Source organism: Rhizobium sp. BK619 (assembly GCF_014195245.1).
In the GTDB taxonomy this organism is placed as follows: domain Bacteria; phylum Pseudomonadota; class Alphaproteobacteria; order Rhizobiales; family Rhizobiaceae; genus Rhizobium; species Rhizobium acidisoli.
In genome coordinates this window covers 78,441-96,451 of sequence record NZ_JACIBH010000010.1, presented here as the reverse complement: position 1 = coordinate 96,451, position 18,011 = coordinate 78,441, and the positions used below count along the sequence as shown (strand labels likewise).

Annotated in this window: 16 protein-coding genes and 1 other RNA gene; 9 read left to right on the top strand and 8 right to left on the bottom strand. The window is 61.8% G+C overall.

Annotated elements, in window-relative coordinates; translation table 11 throughout:
• The first annotated feature begins 93 nt into the window (after positions 1-93).
• Positions 94-1,119, top strand: a complete 1,026-nt coding sequence (locus FHX14_RS19755; protein ID WP_054182755.1) for a metalloregulator ArsR/SmtB family transcription factor — start codon at positions 94-96, stop codon at positions 1,117-1,119.
• A gap of 1 nt (position 1,120) precedes the next feature.
• Complete coding sequence (gene metF, locus FHX14_RS19750) at positions 1,121-2,023, top strand: methylenetetrahydrofolate reductase [NAD(P)H] (RefSeq protein WP_003593331.1); 903 nt, start codon at positions 1,121-1,123, stop codon at positions 2,021-2,023.
• Between the two features lie 456 nt (positions 2,024-2,479).
• Here the strand turns inward: metF and FHX14_RS19745 are convergent, their stop codons facing one another.
• The 5 genes from FHX14_RS19745 to FHX14_RS19725 all read right to left on the bottom strand — a co-directional run bounded on the left by FHX14_RS19745 (position 2,480) and on the right by FHX14_RS19725 (position 7,655).
• Complete coding sequence (locus FHX14_RS19745) at positions 2,480-3,385, bottom strand: DMT family transporter (protein WP_184378232.1); 906 nt, start codon at positions 3,383-3,385, stop codon at positions 2,480-2,482.
• A 132-nt stretch (positions 3,386-3,517) separates the two neighbouring features.
• Positions 3,518-4,735: a lytic murein transglycosylase gene (locus FHX14_RS19740; RefSeq protein WP_184378230.1), complete on the bottom strand. Its 1,218-nt coding sequence runs from the start codon at positions 4,733-4,735 to the stop codon at positions 3,518-3,520.
• A gap of 81 nt (positions 4,736-4,816) precedes the next feature.
• Positions 4,817-5,614, bottom strand: a complete 798-nt coding sequence (locus tag FHX14_RS19735) for a GH25 family lysozyme (RefSeq protein WP_012558384.1) — start codon at positions 5,612-5,614, stop codon at positions 4,817-4,819.
• 125 nt (positions 5,615-5,739) lie between these two features.
• Positions 5,740-6,414: a class I SAM-dependent methyltransferase gene (locus tag FHX14_RS19730; protein WP_184378229.1), complete on the bottom strand. Its 675-nt coding sequence runs from the start codon at positions 6,412-6,414 to the stop codon at positions 5,740-5,742.
• Positions 6,411-7,655, bottom strand: coding sequence for a DUF3419 family protein (locus FHX14_RS19725; RefSeq protein ID WP_184378227.1), 1,245 nt, complete (start codon positions 7,653-7,655; stop codon positions 6,411-6,413). The genes FHX14_RS19730 and FHX14_RS19725 overlap by 4 nt, the downstream gene beginning before the upstream one ends.
• Positions 7,656-7,846: 191 nt before the next feature.
• Between FHX14_RS19725 and FHX14_RS19720 the strand changes: the two genes are divergently transcribed.
• On the top strand, positions 7,847-9,271 hold the full coding sequence (locus tag FHX14_RS19720; RefSeq protein ID WP_184378225.1) for a serine hydrolase: 1,425 nt from the start codon (positions 7,847-7,849) through the stop codon (positions 9,269-9,271).
• Positions 9,272-9,301: 30 nt separating this feature from the next.
• Here FHX14_RS19720 and FHX14_RS19715 read toward each other — a convergent pair whose 3' ends face one another.
• From FHX14_RS19715 to FHX14_RS19705, 3 genes are all read right to left on the bottom strand, one after another.
• Positions 9,302-10,234 carry a lytic transglycosylase domain-containing protein gene (locus FHX14_RS19715; RefSeq protein ID WP_003593340.1) on the bottom strand — a complete coding sequence of 311 codons (933 nt, stop codon included), beginning with the start codon at positions 10,232-10,234 and terminating at the stop codon, positions 9,302-9,304.
• Between the two features lie 115 nt (positions 10,235-10,349).
• Positions 10,350-10,985 (bottom strand): LysE family translocator, encoded by a 636-nt coding sequence (locus FHX14_RS19710; RefSeq protein ID WP_003593341.1) that lies wholly within the window; start codon positions 10,983-10,985, stop codon positions 10,350-10,352.
• 57 nt (positions 10,986-11,042) lie between these two features.
• On the bottom strand, positions 11,043-12,254 hold the full coding sequence (locus FHX14_RS19705) for a pyrophosphate--fructose-6-phosphate 1-phosphotransferase (RefSeq protein WP_184378223.1): 1,212 nt from the start codon (positions 12,252-12,254) through the stop codon (positions 11,043-11,045).
• Positions 12,255-12,713: 459 nt separating this feature from the next.
• Here FHX14_RS19705 and FHX14_RS19700 point away from each other — a divergent pair, with 459 nt between their 5' ends.
• The 6 genes from FHX14_RS19700 to rnpB all read left to right on the top strand — a co-directional run bounded on the left by FHX14_RS19700 (position 12,714) and on the right by rnpB (position 17,934).
• Positions 12,714-13,421: a DnaJ family molecular chaperone gene (locus FHX14_RS19700; RefSeq protein ID WP_003593343.1), complete on the top strand. Its 708-nt coding sequence runs from the start codon at positions 12,714-12,716 to the stop codon at positions 13,419-13,421.
• Positions 13,418-14,179, top strand: coding sequence for an N-acetylmuramoyl-L-alanine amidase (locus tag FHX14_RS19695; protein WP_003593345.1), 762 nt, complete (start codon positions 13,418-13,420; stop codon positions 14,177-14,179). The genes FHX14_RS19700 and FHX14_RS19695 overlap by 4 nt, the downstream gene beginning before the upstream one ends.
• A 261-nt stretch (positions 14,180-14,440) precedes the next feature.
• Positions 14,441-14,968 (top strand): lytic transglycosylase domain-containing protein, encoded by a 528-nt coding sequence (locus FHX14_RS19690; RefSeq protein ID WP_003593347.1) that lies wholly within the window; start codon positions 14,441-14,443, stop codon positions 14,966-14,968.
• Between the two features lie 137 nt (positions 14,969-15,105).
• On the top strand, positions 15,106-16,296 hold the full coding sequence (locus FHX14_RS19685; RefSeq protein ID WP_184378221.1) for an FAD-binding oxidoreductase: 1,191 nt from the start codon (positions 15,106-15,108) through the stop codon (positions 16,294-16,296).
• A gap of 11 nt (positions 16,297-16,307) precedes the next feature.
• On the top strand, positions 16,308-17,483 hold the full coding sequence (locus FHX14_RS19680) for an FAD-dependent oxidoreductase (RefSeq protein ID WP_003593350.1): 1,176 nt from the start codon (positions 16,308-16,310) through the stop codon (positions 17,481-17,483).
• A 53-nt stretch (positions 17,484-17,536) separates the two neighbouring features.
• Positions 17,537-17,934, top strand: an RNA gene (gene rnpB / locus FHX14_RS19675) — RNase P RNA component class A.
• Positions 17,935-18,011 lie beyond the last annotated feature (77 nt).

Sequence of the window (18,011 nt, the reverse complement as noted above, 5' to 3'; positions counted from 1 at the left end):
TTTGAGCAGGCAATTTCGCTCAAGTGCGAATTGCCGCTTGTCACCATCGTTCAAATCACATAAAGATATCTTTATATCTTGATCGGATCGAAGATGAGTGAACCCTTGAAGCTTGGACTGGATGCGCTGGTGGACGTCATGAAGGCGGCCGGCGAGCCCACGCGCCTGCGTCTTCTGGCGCTTCTCGACGGCGGCGACCTGACGGTGACCGATCTTACCGAAATTCTCGGCCAATCCCAGCCTCGCATCTCCCGCCATTTGAAGCTGCTCGGCGAGGCCGAACTGATCGAACGCTACCAGGAAGGCGCCTGGGCCTATTTCCGCCTCAAGCAGGAGGGCAAGGCGGCCCTGCTGGTGCGGGCATTGCTGAAGCATGTCTCCGAGAACGATCCGACCGTGCTTCGCGACGGCGAAAGGCTGTCGCAGGTCAAGCGCCAGCGCGCCGAGCGGGCGCAGGCCTATTTCAGCCGCAACGCGGCTGAGTGGGACGAGCTTCGCCGCCTGCATGCCGCCGATGAAGAGGTCGACGCCGCCGTCATCCGGCTGCTCGGCAGCCAGCCGATCGATTCGCTGCTCGATCTCGGCACCGGCACCGGCCGCATCCTCGAACTGCTGTCGGGGCTCTACCGCCGGGCGATCGGCGTCGATGCCAGCCGCGACATGCTGAGCGTGGCGCGCGCTAATCTCGACAAGTCCCGCATCACCAAGGCCACCGTGCGCCACGCCGATATCCTGAACCTGCCGTTCGAGGGCCAGGATTTCGACCTGGTGACGATCCATCAGGTGCTGCATTTCTTCGACCAGCCGGAGATTGCGATCGCGGAAGCGGCGCGCATGCTGCGGCCGGGCGGCCGGCTCGTGGTCATCGACCTTGCGCCGCACACGCTCGAATATCTTCGCGACGAGCATGCGCATGTCCGTCTCGGCTTTTCGCACCAGGCGATATCCGACTGGCTGCACAGGGCCGGGCTCGACGTCGAGCAGGTCGTCGATCTTCATCCGGGTCAGCAAAGCGGGCAGGGGTTGACGGTCACCGTCTGGCTCGCGCGCGATCCGAGGCGCCTGATGGCTTCGCAACTGAGCGAAGGCGCCGAACCTACATTTGCCGGGAGAGTATGACATGGCTTTGAATAACGAGGCACGCGGCCGCAACATCGGGATCTCCTTCGAATTCTTCCCGCCGAAATCGGAGGAGATGGAAGGTCAGCTCTGGGATACGGTCAGCAAGCTGCAGGACTGGGACCCGGATTTCGTCTCGGTGACTTATGGCGCCGGCGGCACCACCAAGGCGCCGACGCTGACTGCCGTCACGCGTTTCCTGTCGCAGACGCCGCTCGCCACCGCTTCGCACCTGACCTGCGTCGGCGCGACGAAGGAAGAGACGCACCAGATGATCGAGACGTTCCGCAAAGTCGGCGTCACGCATTTTGTCGCGCTGCGCGGCGATGCGCCCGGCGGCGCCGGCGCGCCCTACCAGCCGCATCCCGGCGGTTATGCCAATGCGGCCGAGCTGGTGGCCGGCCTCAAGGCGGTCGGTGATTTCGAGATTTCGGTTTCCGCCTATCCGGAAAAGCACCCGGAAAGCCGTGACACGGCCGCCGATATCGACATGCTGAAGCGCAAGGCCGATAACGGCGCCGACCGGGCGCTGACACAGTTCTTCTTCGACAACGACAATTTCGAGCGCTACCTGGAGAAGGTGCGCGCTGCCGGGGTCTCGATCCCCGTTGTGCCCGGTATCATGCCGATCCAGAACCTGACGCAGCTAAAGCGTTTCGCCGGCGCCTGCGGCACGATCATCCCGGCCTTTCTCGACGAGCGCTTCGCCGGCTTCGACGACAAGCCCGAGGAGCGGGCGAAGGTCGCAGCCGATGTCGCCGCCGAACAGATCGAGGATCTCGTCCGGCGCGGCATCAATGAGTTCCATCTCTACACGATGAACCGCGCGCCGCTGGTTTCCGCCGTGCTCGACAATCTCGGCTTTTCCCGCCGGGCGGCAAAAAGTGCGGGCGCGGCCGCCTGATTTATACGGTTGAAAAGGTGAAAAAGCGCATGTCGGGCGGGACATGCGCTTTTTCATTGGCGGATTGATCAGGGGAGTTCAGGTACTACCAGTCATTCCGCTTTCCCCAGCCAGCTCAGATGAAGAGCATGGACAAGACGAAAGCAAACGCTGCACTGACCAACAGAACATTCAAGGATTGCGTGAGTCCCATGTCTGTCTCCTCGCGTTAACCGGACGATAATATGTCGGAAATATGTCGGTTGGGAAGCGGATTCTATGCTGCGCTGCCGAAGGGCGCGGTGGACAAGTCGAAGAGGCTGTCGGCAAGCTGTTGAAACTAATCGATTATATTCGATAATTTTTTGTTCACAGATTTTAACGTGCCGTTAAATTCGGCGATGGCCGGTTTACCTATGCGCCGAAAACATGGCGAATGGCCAACTGGTTGAAAACACGTGGAATTCACAACCAGTATCAGGTGGTCTTCCCCAGCAGGCGATAGGCGCGGCCGTCGAGAATGACGAGGCCGAAACCGATCAGCGCCATGCCGGCGAATTCGGCGGATGTGAGCCTTTCTCCAAGGAAAAGCACGCCGAGAAGGATGGCGCTCGGTGGCACCAGCAGGGTGACGAGCGAGGCGTTGGTGGCCCCGGCTGCCGCCATGATCCGGAAATAGAGGATATAGCCGAATGCGGTCGAGAGCAGCGCCAGCGCCAGGATGGCAAGCAGCGCATCGAGCGGCGGCGCGGCCAGTGTCCACGGGCGATCTGCGAGCAGCGACAGCGGCAGCGCGATTAGCGAAGAGGCGGTCAACTGGCCGGCAGCAGTGACCGGGGCGGGAACTTTCTTGAAACGTTTGCCGTAGGTGGCGGCGAAACCATAAGAGATGGCGGCAAGCACGGGCAGCAGCAGCGCCCAGAGCGGCGCCTCGCCGCCGGCCGAGATGCCGGGACCAATCAGCACGATCGTTCCGGCGAGGCCGACGAGGCAGCCGGCGATTTTTGCCGATGACAGCTTTTCGTCTGATGTGAAGTAATTGGCAATGAGCACTGTCCAGATCGGTGTCGTCGCGTTCAGGATCGCCGCGAGGCCGGCGCCGATGCGGGTCTGGCCAAAGAAGATCAGCGCATGCGGCAGGGCATTGTTGATGAGCCCGAGGATCAGGAATTCGCGCCAGCGGGCCTTGAGGATCGAATAGATATCGAAACGGCCGGCGATATAGACATGCAGCGCCAACGCCGCGATCAGCAGCCTGAGAAAGACCAGGGTCAGCGGTGGCACATGCTGGACGGCGATGCGGGCAAAAAAGAAGGAGGCGCCCCAGATCAGGCCGAGCAGGACCAGCAGGCTCCAGGTCCAGGCATTCATTCTGCTGTCCACGCCGGTTCCTCCACCGCAAGCCGTTCGTTTGCCGAAAACCGGGAGCGGTTTCCAGGACTGATGCTTAGGCCATACGGCGGACCGCGCCACCCGTTTCTTGCGAAACAGGTGGCGGTGAGGTGTCTGCGGCGATCAGAGAGCGTTGAGGAGGGCCGGCGTTGCCCAGCCGTCGGCCGGCATGCCGAGGCGCTGCTGCTCCTTCTGGATCGCCACACGCGTGCCGGAGCCGAGAATACCGTCGATCTCGCCGACATCATGACCGAGCGACTGCAGCTTGGTCTGCAGCGTCTTCATCTGGTCGTTGGCGAGCCCCTGTTCCGGCACGCCCTTCAGATAGGTCGGAGCGCCGGAAAGCCGGGTCCCGAAATAGGCGGCCGAGGTCGTGTAAATGAACGACTTGTTCCATTCGAGATAGATCTTGAAATTCGGGTAGGCGATGAAGGCCGGTCCCATGCGGCCCTGCGGCAGCACCAGATCGCCTTCCAGATTGCCGAAGGCGGTGTTGCCGTCGCGCGGTTTGACGCCGAGCGCGAACCATTCACCTGCCGTCATCGTGCCGCCGAGGCCGGATTTCTCCCAGGGCAGGTTATCGGGCAGGGTGACCTCCTGCAGCCAGGGCTGGCCGCGCTCGAAGCCGAGATGCTGGATGAATTTCGCCGCCGTCAGGATGGCGTCCGGGCCGCTCTGCTTCAGGCGGATATGGCCGTCGCCGTCGCCGTCCATGCCATAGGCGATGATGTCGCGCGGCAGCATCTGCACCTGGCCGATCTCGCCGGCCCAGGCGCCGGTATTGGTGGCGGGGTCTAGATCACCGTGCTGGACCATCTCGATGAGGGCGATCAGTTGCGGGCGGAAGAGCTCCGGGCGGCGGCAGTCATGCGACAGTGTCACAAGGGCATTGCGGGTGTTGAAATCGCCCTGGACGGCGCCGAAATCGGTTTCCATCGCCCAGAAGGCGGTGATCACGCCTGCGGGAACACCGAACTCCTGCTCGGCGCGGGCAAAGACGTCGGCATATTGCTTCATCTTCTGGCGCCCGATGTCGAGGCGGGCCTGGCTGACGGTGCGCTGGGAGAATTCGAGGAAGGTCTGTTTGAAGACGCCCTGGGCTCGATCCCGGCTCAGAACCTTAGGGTCCATCTCGGCGCCGGCAAGGGCTGCGTCGGCGGCTGCCGCACTGGCGCCGGCGGCAATTGCATCCTTCTTGACACCTTCGAGGAAAGCGGACAGATCGCCGCCGCAGGGCGCGGCCGGGGCTGGGTCCGGCGCCTGCTGGGCGGCTGCGCCGCCGGCAAGCGCGAGGGCAAACAGAAGGGCGAGTGCAGAGCGGCTTGCGAGCGAGCGGTGCATGGATGCGGTCCTTATATCAAACAGATTGCCGTCGCTTTCACAGAGGAATGTGACGGAAGCAAGAAACATCATAAGACGTTACTAAGAATTTCTATCCTTGGAAACGGCCGCAACCCAATTGTTCCAGTTCTTTGCACTGCCGGCAAAGACATTGATATCGGTTGGACCGCTGATGCCGGGAATGACGCCGGTCGAGGTATATTGCCAGAAGGCCCAGCGGCGGTCGGAATAGGTCACTTCGGGGTGTTTTGCCACCGAACGCACCCAGAAATGATAATCCTGGAAGTAACCGGCGAGATTGTCGCGGTGGAAATCGACCGAGGTGTAGATGATCGGGCGCTTGCCGTAATAGGCCTCCAGCCGGTCCATGAAACGCTGCATTTCGGCGCGCACCGTTTCCGGGTCGGGACGGTAGCGGCAGGTCTTCGATTCGGCGTTCCATTCGACGTCGAGCACCGGCGGCAGGCGCATGGCCTCCTTCGGCACGTTGCGGATGAACCAGTCGGCCTGCTGATCGGCCGAGGAGCAGAAATAATAGAAATGGTAGGGCGCGTGCGGGATGCCGGCGGCGCGGGCCTCGCGCCAGTATTCGTCGAAGCGCGGATCGACCCTGTCCTTGCCTTCCGTTGCCTTGATGAAAGCGAAGGCGACGCCGGAATTTTTCACCGTCGCCCAGTCGATATCGCCCTGCCATTTGGAGATATCGATGCCGTGGACCTGGTTCTGCTCTGGATGCTTCGGGCCGAAATCCTGCGGATCGGTGTCCTTGAAGCGCGTCTTCGGTTTGATCGAAGCGGTTTCGAGATAGTCGTGGCCAGAAGAGGAGCAGCCTGCCAGAAGAATGGCCAGAGGCAGAACGCAAAACAAAAGCCGGCGCATGGGCATCCCGTCGTGAACCGAATGATCTCTTTGCCCCACAGCCTGACCTTCGAAAAAGACGAGTCGGCAGAGGATAACCCTCTTTTCACCATATCAACGTAAAAAATCGGTTAGTTTCAAGCGAATTATGAGCGCTTGCTGATAATGGCAGCCCGCCAGGCATAACCGCCGCCGACGGTATCGAACAACAATCTCGCGTTGTTTTCATGGGCTTGCGCTTCCAGGACCTCGCGCAGATCGGAGCGCGGGGCGACGTGGAATTTTGCCAGCCATGACTGCAGCATGTGGCGGAACCAGCCGGGCAGGCGTTCCTGCTGGCCGAAATCGACGATGTGCAGCTGGCCGCCGGGGTTGAGTGCGGCAATCGACGCATCGACGGCGCGCTCCCAGTCCGGGATCATCGACAGGGCGTAGGAGATCAGGATACGGTCGAAGCCGCTGACGCCGAATTCGCGCGGCGTGAAGGCGGTGGCGTCGGCAACGCGAAATTCCGGGATCGTCGCCTTGGTGGCGAAGGTCTTGCGTGCCGAAATCAGCATTTCCTGGGAGATGTCGAGGCCGAACAGCTTGGCGGTCGGGAAATGCCGATGGGCGAAGGCCATGTTGCGGCCGGTGCCGCAGCCGACTTCAAGCAGGGTGCCGCCCTCGGGCACGTCGAGATTGCGGATCGTGCTGTCGCGGCCGAGAAGGTAATATTTGCGGGTGAGATCGTAGATATGGCGCTGGTAGCGGTACATGCCATCCATCAGGCTGGCATGTTCGCCGCTCTTTCCCGCCGTCTCGGTGCCGACCTTGCTCACGCCTTCTTCCCGTAAATATGGAAGCCGCCGTAGATCGCCGAGCGATCGAGTGCCGTCAGCTCGCGCGACTTTTCCTCGAAGTAATCCCACTGGTTGCGGATCGAGGGTGACAGGCGGCCTTCGATGATGCTCTTTTCGGCGGCGGTGCGGAAGATCACGCGGGCGCCTTCACGCGCCGTGCGGGTGATTTCCCGCCAGACGTCGTTCAACTGCTCGTCCGTCATCCAGTCCTGCGCGTCGAGTAGGATGTAGCGGTCGCGCGAGGCGGCCGGCTCGCGGGCCAGAAGCTCGGTGAAGCTTGCATGGTGGACGTTGACGCGGTCGACATTGGCGCGGATCACTTCATAGTGCTCCGGCTTCAGATAGGTCGGCAGCGGGCCTTCCTCTTGCGTGCCGTAGCGGCGGCCGAAGGCCTGCCAGGCGAAATAATTGTCGCGCATCGGGAAATGACAGGCGAGCTTTTCTAGGCGGTGCTTCAGCACCGGTGCGATCGAATGATCGGCGGCGAGGCTTGCGAGCTCATCATATTGCTGCGGCGGGATGCCGAGGCCGAAGAGCGAGCTCTTGCGGCCGGTGATCCAGCGCACCACCGGCTTTTCGAACAGCGGCGCGATCTGCTCTTCGAAGAACTGGCGCTGCTCGCGGATCGAGCGGGTCTTGGTCATCTCGCGCAGCTTGACGCCATGCAGGCGGGCAAGAAGATGGGCTGCGCCGATGAAGCGGCCGAGCAGACCGGTTTCGTAGATGTTACGGTCGAAGACGGTGACGCGGCGGCGGCCGAACTTGCGGCCGTTCCAATAGCTGCGGGTCGCCTCGTCAAGCTTGACGGCGAGATGCCGGTCGTAGGCGCGGCTGTTCGACTTCTCGTTCGGCATGGCCAGGAAACGGACGAGATCGGCATGATCCGGCAGATGCTTGAAGGCGGCAAGCTTCAGGCGGTTCAGCGCGATATGGTGCGGGTTGAGGTCGACGACGTCGATCGAGGCCGGCGCCTTGGAGAGATAGGCGAGCATGTTGCAGCCGCCGGAGCCGATGGTGACGATGCGATGGTTGGGCTTCAGCTCCATCGCCTGCATGTCGAGATCCGGATCCTCCCATATCTGCGGATAAACCAGGCCGGAGAACAGGAGGCCGAAGAGACGCTCGGAAAAACCTTCCTTCGAAAAAGCCTTGTGGCGGAGAAGGGCGTCCTTGAGTTTCCGGTTCTTGCGGAAGCCGGCATCCGGTGCAAATTCTGACATGAGTCTGTCACCTTTTTAGCGTTCAGGGCGTGTAGCGCGCCACTGCTACAGTTTGATGACGTGGGCTGTGGGGCACCGTTCTGCGGAGAGATCGCCCTCCTGGTAAAGTGATCGCAATGACGGCTCTTCTTCGCCGCCACCTCTTTCCGGCGCGTGCGATTCCTGCTTCTCTCCCGGCATGGAGGAATGCCATGCGATTTGTTCTGCGTATCCTGAAGGCGCTTGCTCTCCTTGTGTTGCTCGTCGTCATCGGCGCCGGCAGCTGGCTCTTCGTGCAGCCGCCGGAACTGCTGCGTGTCGGCGACGGCTATGCCGCCAAGATCGTCTGCTCCAACGTCTTCATATCAGGCCGGGAGGCCGATGAGGTGCTCGAAGACGATGTCCAGGCGCCCGGAAATCCGCTGCTGCGGCTGGTGCGCGTCAGCGTCGACCGCGACAACGACCGTGTGACGGCGCGCTTCATGGGGCTGTTTGCGCCGAGTTATGCGCTCTACCGCGGCGCTTTCGGCTGCACGAGCGTGCCGGACGGCAATTTCGAGGCAGCGGCGAATGCGGTGCCTTTCGATGCGCCGGCCAGGGTGGAGGCGAACGAGGCGTTGTGGCCTGAGGGCGAGGGCGCCGGCGATCAGCCAGACGCGAAGATCGCAGCGCTGCTTGCCGATGAGAGCGTTGCCGGACCGGCCATGCGGGCGATCGTCGTGGTGCGCAACGGCCGCATCGTCACTGAGGCCTATGGCCCCGGCTTTTCAGCGAAGACGCCGCTGATCGGCTGGTCGATGACGAAGACGGTGAATGCCGCGATTGTCGGCCGGCTGATGCTCGACGGCAAGATCTCCTTCGACGACGACAATCTGCTGGCGCAGTGGAAGAACGACGGGCGTGCCAGGATCAAGGTTTCCGATCTGCTCGGCATGGAGAGCGGCCTTGCCTTCAACGAGGATTATGGCGCTGTCGCCGATGTGACGCGCATGCTCTATCTCGATCCCGACATGGTATCGCTGCCGGCCAACGCACCGATGGAGGCGGAGCCGGGCAAACGCTTCCGCTATTCGAGCGGCACGGCGGTGCTCTTGTCGCGCATCTGGATGGACAGGGTCGGCAATGCCCAGACGGCATTTTCCTACCCTGAAGACGCGCTGTTTTCGCCGCTCGGCATGACGAGCGCCGTCTTCGAACTCGATGCGCGCGGCACGTTTGCCGGAAGTTCCTATCTCTATGCGACGGCGCATGACTGGGCGCGTTTCGGGCAGTTCCTGCTGCAGGACGGTGTCTGGAACGGCCAGCGGCTGTTGCCGGAAGGTTTCGTTGGCGCCATGCGCACGCCGACGGCAGCGTCGAACGGTCGCTATACGCAGGGTCAGGCTTGGCTTGCGCCCGGCGGCCCGAGTGCCAAGTTCGGGCTGCCCGAGGATACGTTCTGGCTGACGGGGCATGACGGGCAGAGCATGGCGATCGTACCGTCTGCCGATCTGGTCGTCATCAGGCTCGGCCTGACGCCGAGCTGGCTCGGCTATCAGCCGCAGACGCTTCTCAAGGCTGTTCTGACGGCTTTGCCGCAAACGGGAGCGCCGCAACAGCAGGCCGGCTCGCAACAGCGCGCGCAGCCGCAGCCATAGGCGGCTTCCGTCGTTCCAGTCGTTTATTGTTTAATAGTTGCCCTGGGCGATGTCGGTCATGCCCTTGCGCTTGGCGTCGTAATAATAGCCGCGCGCATAGAGACGCACGGCATCGTCTTCCTTGCTGTCGGAGACGAGCCAGGCGCCGCGCAGATATTTCGCGGCATATTTGATGTTGGTCTCGGCGTCGAAGAGACCGCCCGGGGCGCCGTCATACCCCATTGATTTGGCAGTGTTGTACTTGATCTGCATCAGGCCGAAATAGCCACGCTTGTTGTAGGCCTTCGGATTGTACCGGCTCTCGCGATGGACGATGCGGTGGAGCAGCGTCTCGGGAATTTCGTAGAGCTTCGAATATTTCTGAATGAGCTTGGTGACGAAGCTCTTTTCGACCGTTGGCGCATCGTCCTTGTCGTCGTCGCTGAACATCGGCGGCGCCGTCGGCGGATCGATCGGCCCGGATTCGTCGAAGCCGTAATCCATGCTGGCACGCGGGGTGGTGTCGACTGCGGCAAGGGCCGCAAGCGCGCCGTTCTGCGGTGTCGCGGCAAAGGCAAGCTGCGTCGTCGGCTGTGCTGGGGCTCCCGGACGCGGCGTCGGCACCACGGATTGGATCGCCGTCATCTCGGGTGTCAGCGGGATTTGTGCATAGGCCGCCGGCTGCATGGTGAGATCGGCAGGTTGAGAGGCTGTCACGGTCGGCATCGCCGTCGCGGTCAGGGCAGGAGATGCCTGGGGAAGGGTGGCTCCGGCGACCGCCTGACCGGCCGTGCCTTCGGCTGTCGGGATTGCAGCAAGCGTGGCGTCTTCACCGGGTTTCGGCATCGGCACCACGGTCTGGGCAGCGGTCAGTTCGGCCTGGGACGTGTATTCGACGCTCGCACAGCCCGCCATCATGCCGCAGCAGAGTATCGTCGAAACGACAAAACTGCGTTTCAGGCCGGACAATCCGATCGCTACCATTCCGCCACTTTCGTGAAATCGCGCCGCCCCGGCAGCGTTATAAAAGTTACTAAAAAGCTTAAATCCGACGACCCCATTAACCTATTCGTGGCATTCCGGCAACCACGGATTATTTCTAGGCTGCAATACGGCGATACCCGGCGGTTACGGCGCCTGCCGCGATCAGCAGGGTCCCGCCCGTACGGTTCACAGCCCGCTGAACGCTCGCCTTGCGAATCAGTCCGCGCGCGGTATGGGCGAGAAACGCATAAGCGGAAGCGTTGAGGATCGCCAGCACGAGGAAGGTCGCTTCCATGATCGCCATCTGGCCGACGAAGGGCAGGGCCGGATTGAGGAACTGCGGCACGAAGGCGACGAAGAAGATAATGCTCTTCGGATTAAGGGCGGTAACGACATAGGCGTGGAGGAAGATCTTGAGCGATTTTTCCTCCGGCAGATTGTCGTTGTCGGCAACCGGTTCGCCGATGACAGGCGCCCGCCACAGCTTGATTCCCAGCCAGATCAGATAGGCGCCGCCGATCCACTTCAAAACGGTGAAGAGGGTGGCGGAGGCGGCGAGGACGGCGCCAAGACCGAAGAGAGACGCCGTCATCGCGGTGAAGTCACCAAGCGCCACGCCGCTCACCGTCGCAAACGCAGTCCTGCGTCCATGACCGAGCGCATAGGAAACGACGAGCAGTATCGTCGGTCCCGGTATGGCCAGCATGATGGCGGATGCGGCCGCAAAAGCGAGCCAAGCTTCAAGTGACATGGTGTCTCCTCCTATTCCTCAGGAACAAGCAAAGACATCATATTAACCATCCGTCAATCACGCTTCTTTGTATTTCTGGCCTATATTGTCCATGACTTCGGCAAACCATGCCGTCGACAGGTCAAAAGCCTTGCCGCCCTTGATGCGCGGGAATTCTATAGTGCGCAATTTACCATTCTGCGCTTCATCGTGGCCGGTGACGCCGGAGACTTTGTTGAGCGCGCTTTCGACGGCAAGATCGACCATGCTCTGGATCAGCCTGAGGTCGTCGCTGTTGGCAGGCGCCGAGCGGGCGAAATAGCCCGATTTCTGCACGAGGGAACGTTCGGCGTTCAACAGGCTGGCGAACTGCTTCTGGAACCAGGCGCCGACATTGATCGTGTCGATCTTCACATGGCCGAAGGCGTCGCGCTTGACGGTTTCGCCGGCGGCTTCGCGCTCGGCGACGATGGCATCGAGGCAGGCGCCTTCAGAGACGAAGACCGTGGCGTGGCCATTGCGGTCCATGCTTTCCTTCAGGCGGGCGGCCTCGGCGTCGAGGTCGAAGGCCATTTCAGGCAGGTAGACGGCGTCGATGCTTTTCAGATGCGCGTCCATCATCAGGCCGTCGACATACTGGTTGCGGCTGGTGCGCTGGAGATAGGCGCGGGCGGTCGCGGCGGTCAGCCAGCCGCAATGGCGGCCCATGACCTCGTGGATGACGAGGGTGCGGGGCGCGGCCGTCTGTTCATTGCCGACATTGTCGAAGAAATGCGCGCCGACTTCGGCGGCCGTCCAGGCGCCGAGCGACTGACGGATCGGCACGACGTCGTTGTCGACGGTCTTCGGCAGGCCGACGACGGTCAGGTTGTAGCCGTTGGCGGCGAGATAGGCGGCAAGGTCGGCAGCGGTGGTGTTGGTGTCGTCGCCGCCGATCGTGTGGAGAATGGTGATGCCGTCACTGGCGAGGCGTTCGGCGGCAACCCGCAGCGGGTTGTCGCCTTCCTTGACCAGGCCACGCTTGACGCAGTCGGCGGCATTGGTCAGCTTGACGCGGCTGTTGCCGATCGGCGAGCCACCATAACGATGCAGCAGCGGCGCCTTTTCGCGCATCTCGCGGGTGATCTCGATGCTGTCGCCGAGCAATACGCCCTGATAGCCGGACTTGTAGGCGACGAGATCGAGGTCGGGGGCGATGTCGCTGTAGCGCTCGATGAGGCCGCCGACGGCGGAGGAAAGGCAGGGCGCCAGGCCTCCGGCGGTCAGCATTGCAACTTTCTGCTTGGCCATGATCCCTCCTATGGCGTTTCGGTGCGGCGGCTTCAGCGACAGGCGTCGCCTCGAATTCGATTCAAGAGACGCGCGTTAGCGCATTGTTTTCATGGATGTCGTTATCCCGGATCCGCTGCACACTTCCGGGCGACATGCATGAGCGCATGGATGCGGCAGGGAAGGGAGCCTGTAAAGTAAAGAATTTACGAAAAAGCGCCTTTCTGCCGCGTTGCGGCCGGAAGAGTTGATATAATCGTTTCAAGCCGGTTCTGACTGCCGAGAACTCTTGTGGAAATTGCCGGCGCGGCGCGCCGCGAAGCGGAGGTGCCGAGCATAGGAGGAACCTTTGCTGCGGTGCGACAATTACCAAATCGTGAAAACTGTGTTCGGCCCTACGACCAATAGCCGCCTTGCAAAGGCTACGATTCTTTGGTCAAGCTATCTGCATATAAGTTGACAAGCGTGCGAGAGATTTCGATGTCCTTCTGGGAAAAACTGTTGAATGCCATTGGCAATACCGCGGGCAATGCGCTGTCTGCGGTGGTCGAGGCTATCCGAACGGTTTTCGAAGGCGATCCGGAGACCCGGCGCAAGGTGGCTTTCTCCGTGGCGATCATCGCGCTGTCGGCCAAGATGGCCAAGGCCGACGGCATCGTCAGCGAGAAGGAAGTCGAAGCCTTCCGCGAAATCTTCGAATTCCCACAGGACCAGGCAAAGAACGTCGCCAGGCTTTACAACCTCGCACGTCAGGACGTGGCCGGCTACGAAGCCTATGCCGAACGGCTCTCGACGCTCTGCGTTACCTGTGCGGCCAATTGCACCGTGCTCGAAGACGTGCTCGACGGTCTCTTCCATATCGCCAAGGCCGATGGGCTGATCCACGAGAAGGAACTGAATTTCCTCAGCCATATCGGCGAGATCTTCCAGATGAGCGAGACGCGATTCGAGCAGATCGCCGCCCGTCACGTCTCCACAGGCGGCGATCCCTACAAGGTGCTCGGTGTGTTGCCTTCGGACGATTTCCCGACCATCCGCCGCCGCTATCACGGCCTTGTCAGCGAACATCATCCCGATCGGCTGATCTCGCGCGGCGTGCCGAAGGAGTTCCACGTCATCGCCAATGAGCGCATGGCGGCGCTGAACGCGGCGTATGCGGCGATCGAGAAGGAACGCCGCGCCGCATGACCTCTTTCGAGGCCGACTGCGGCAGCGCCCGCGTGCAGCCTTCGCCGAACCATGGCGAGCGCGCGGACGGGCGCCGTCCGGACATGATCCTGTTGCACTATACCGGCATGCCGACGGCTCTCGGTGCGCTCGACTGGCTCTGTCGCGCCGAGAGCCAGGTTTCCAGCCATTATTTCGTGCATGAGAACGGCGAAGTGATCCAGCTCGTGCCGGAGGTGCGGCGTGCCTGGCACGCGGGAAAGAGCAGCTGGCATGGCGAGACGGATATCAATTCGCTGTCGATCGGCATCGAGATCGCCAATGCCGGCCATCCCGGCGGGCTTCCCGATTACCCCAAAGAGCAGATCGCCGCAGTGATCGAATTGTGTCGCGACTGTGTCAAACGTTGGTCGATTGCGCCGGAACGGGTCCTTGGGCACTCCGATGTGGCCCCGATCCGCAAGGTCGATCCGGGTGAAAAATTCCCCTGGGCCGAGCTCCATAGGGCAGGCATCGGGCACTGGGTCGAGCCGGCAACGATCACCGGTGGGCGCTTCTTCCAGCAAGGTGATGCCGGTCAGCCTGTCGAAGCGCTGCAGTCGATGCTGTCTCTCTATGGTTACTCCACTGAAATTACGGGCCAATTTTCCGAAAAGACGGCAGGTGACGTGGAAGCTTTCCAGCGCCATTTCCGGCCTGAACGGGTGGATGGCATCGCCGATTTCTCGACGATCGACACGCTGCACCGGCTGCTGTCGGCGCTGCCGCGTTATTACTGAGCGCAAGAGGCCGATTTCCGGCCGATATTTCCGCGGCTGGCGAGAAAACCGCCTCGCCACATCATCTCCCTATTATCTCCTCATTGCGATGGTCTAAGAACGCCCGCTGAGCAGCGCTCACGGCTTTTTCAAGTGTAACCACGAGCGCCAAATGAAACGATAAGAATTGCTGCGGAACACGATCAGTCCTTGATCGCGTATGACCGGATGACGGCGAGGCGCGCAGTCCTGCAATTCTATGGGTCGGAGTGAATAGACTACATGAAGAATATGATTGTTGGTGCTGCGGCATGCGTTGGCATGCTGCTGGCGGGATATAGTTTTGCCTTGGCTGGTGATGACTGGGGCGCCAGGGCCCAAACCGTCCCGCTGAAAACCGTCGATCGCCAGAGCGGCTATGCCATGCCCGATTTTTCCGCCAGCGTTCCCTATGCCGCGCTGATCAATAAATATGCCGCTGAATACGACGTGCCGGTCGCGCTCGCCCAGGCCGTCGTGCGTGTCGAGAGCAATTTCAATCCGAAGGCACGCGGCAGCGCCGGCGAAATCGGCCTGATGCAGATCAAGCCGGCGACGGCGCGGATGATGGGCTATTCCGGCACGAGGAAGGGCCTGTTCGATCCGGAGACCAACATCAAATACGGGATGAAATATCTGGCGGCCGCCCATCAGCTTGGCGGCGGGCAGACTTGCAACACCATCCTGAAATACAATGCCGGCCATGCCGCCACGCGCATGAACCCGGTTTCGAAGACCTATTGCGGCAAGGTGCTGGCGATGCTCGACTGAGCTTCGCCGGACGCGCCGGGCGAAAATTCTTCCGGCATTTTTGCGATATGAATCAGGATGCTTGCCGTGATATCCCCGCCTGAAACGAGGTGGGCCACCTCGATATGAGGTTAGGCCACCTCGAGACGAGGTTAGGTATGGCAGTCGATTTCAGGTTCATCATCATCGGGCGCGGCATGATGGGGGCGGCTGCCGCACGGCATCTCGCCTCGATGGCCGACGGCATTGCGCTGATCGGCCCGCGCGAGCCGGAGCAACGCAAAGCCCATCATGGGATATTCGCCAGCCATTACGACGAAGCGCGCATCACCCGCACCTTCGACGGCAATCTGGCCTGGGGAAGTTTCGCCGCCCGTGCGCTCGACCGCTACCGCGAGATCGAGGCAAGGAGCGGCATTTCCTTCTATTCGGAAGTAGGCTGCCTCTTTGCCGGTCCGCCGCCCAAGGATGAGCAAGACTATATCAACCGGGCGCTCACCGTCAGCCGGACGCTCGGCAGCGATGTCGAGACCATCGCGCCGTCGGACCTTCGCCAGCGTTTTTCCTATCTTGCCGTCAATCCTGAATTCACCGGATACTTCGAGCGCAAGCGCGCCGGCCACATCAACCCTCGGGCGCTGGTGCGGGCGCAGGCGAGACTTGCCGAACAAGGCGGCGTCTCGCTGATCGAGGCAACCGCGACATCCGTGCGCGACGCCGGTTCCCATGTCGAAGTGACGACGGCCGGCGGCAGAAGCTACAGCGCCGAGCGCGTACTGGTCGCTGCCGGCGGTTTCAGCAATTTCCATGCCCTGCTGCCGCGTCCGGTCGATACCAGGGTGATGGCGCGCACGGTCGCCTTCTATAAGATCGGCGAGCGCGAGATGGCGATCTTCGGAGATATGCCGTCGACGATCGTGCTCGGCGAGCGGGAGGAGGACCACATCTATATCCTGCCGCCGGTGCGTTATCTCGACGGCAAGACCTATCTGAAGCTCGGCGGCGATACCGAGATGCTTTCTTTCAGTGAGCTGGAGGATGTCGGCGCGTGGTTCCGTTCCGATGGCAGCGTGGCCGAGCGCGAGCATCTCTCGCGCATCGCCCTGGCGTTGATGCCGGCACTTGCCGGCTGCCCGGTGACCTCGGGGCCGTGCGTGGCGAATTTCACGCCCACCGGTTATCCCTATGCCGGATTTACGCAGTCGCCGCGCATCGCGGTGCTCACCGGCGGCAATTTCGTCGCGGCCAAATCTTCCGACGAACTGGGGCGATTGGGGGCCGTGCTGCTGAGCGAAGGGGCGCTCGGCGACAAGGATTTCGGCGGCGAGTTGACGCCGGTCTTTGCCTGAAAGGGAGCATCATGGCAGTCGATTTCAAATATATCGTCGTCGGCCGCGGGCTGATGGGGGCTGCGGCGGCGCGGCATCTGGCGCGCCAAGTGGATGGCGTGGCGGTGATCGGCCCGGACGAGCCCGATGATCGCAAGGCGCATCAGGGCGTCTTTGCCAGCCATTACGACGAGGGGCGCATCACCCGCACCATTGATCCCGACCGCAACTGGGCACTGCTCGCCAATCGCTCGATCGGCCGCTACGGCGAGATTGCCCGTGACAGCGGCATCGACTTCTATCGCGAGGCTGGCTGCGTCGTCGTTGGCGCTGATCGAGGCGATTATCTCGAAAAAACCCGGCAGGCGGCCGTTTCGCTGGATGTCGAGACCAGCCTTATCGACGCGGCCGGGCTGAAGGCCACCTTTCCGTTCTTTGCCTTCCCCGATGTCGCCGCCGGCGTCTTCGAGGCGAGAGGGGCCGGGCATATCAGTCCGCGCAAGCTGGTGAAGGCGCAGTCGCTGCTGGCTGAAAAGGTAGGTGCTGCGGTCATTCGCGACCATGTTGTCTCGATCCGCAGCGAGGGCGGATCGGCTGTCGTCGAGACCGCCGGCGGCCGAAGCTATCGCGGTGAAAAGGTGCTGCTGGCTGCGGGCGGATTTTCCATTGCAGAGAATCTGTTGCCGAAGCCGGTTGCCATGACGGTTTATGGTCGGACCGTCACGCTTTTTGAAGTGAGCGAAGCCGACGCGGCGCGCCTTGCGACCATGCCGTCACTCATTCTGAATGTGCCCGGCACCCATATTTATCTGCTGCCGCCGATCCGTTATCCCGACGGCAAATTCTATCTGAAGATCGGTGGCGACCCCGACGATCTGGCGCTCGGCGACGCGGTAGCGATGCGCGCCTGGTTCAAAACCGAGGGGCGCGAGACCGTGCGCGCCTATCACGAACGCATCGTCGAAGGTCTCGTGCCCGATTTGGCGCCGCGCTCGATTTCGACGGCGGCCTGCGTCGTCTCGCAGACGGAAAGCGGCTACCCGATGATCGGCTACACCTCATCGCCTGAAATCGCGGTGCTGACGGGCTGCGCCGGCACCTCGGCGAAGAGCTCGGACGAAATCGGCCGGCTTGGGGCCGAGCTGCTTTTGTCGGGCAGAATCAGCGAACAGGGCTACTCCACGGATTTCACACCGCAATTTCGCTAAATAAATTTTGATTTAGGTGGCAATTGCCGTCTCTCTCGTTTATGGGACCCCTGCCAGTTGGCTGGGCAGCCGCGCTTTATCAATGCCGAAAGGCGGTAGGGTGAGGAAAGTCCGGGCTCCACGGAAACACGGTGCCGGATAACGTCCGGCGAGGGCGACCTCAGGGAAAGTGCCACAGAAAGCAAACCGCCTGTCATGACAGGTAAGGGTGAAAGGGTGGGGTAAGAGCCCACCGCATCTCCGGCAACGGAAATGGCACGGTAAACCCCACCGGGAGCAAGACCGAATAGGGATGACGCGGCAGGCCGAAAGGCCTTCCGGCCGGTTTCCAGGCCAGTCATCCGGGTGGGTTGCGCGAGGCAGCGTGCGAACGCTGTCCCAGAGGAATGGCTGCCACGTTCCGGTTCACGCCGGAGCCATACAGAACCCGGCTTACAGGCCAACTGGCGATTAACTTTTGTGGCGCGATCAAGCCCTGATTTCAGGAATCATTTCCCCGTAAGCCGCTGAATTCGAAGGTTTTCAAGT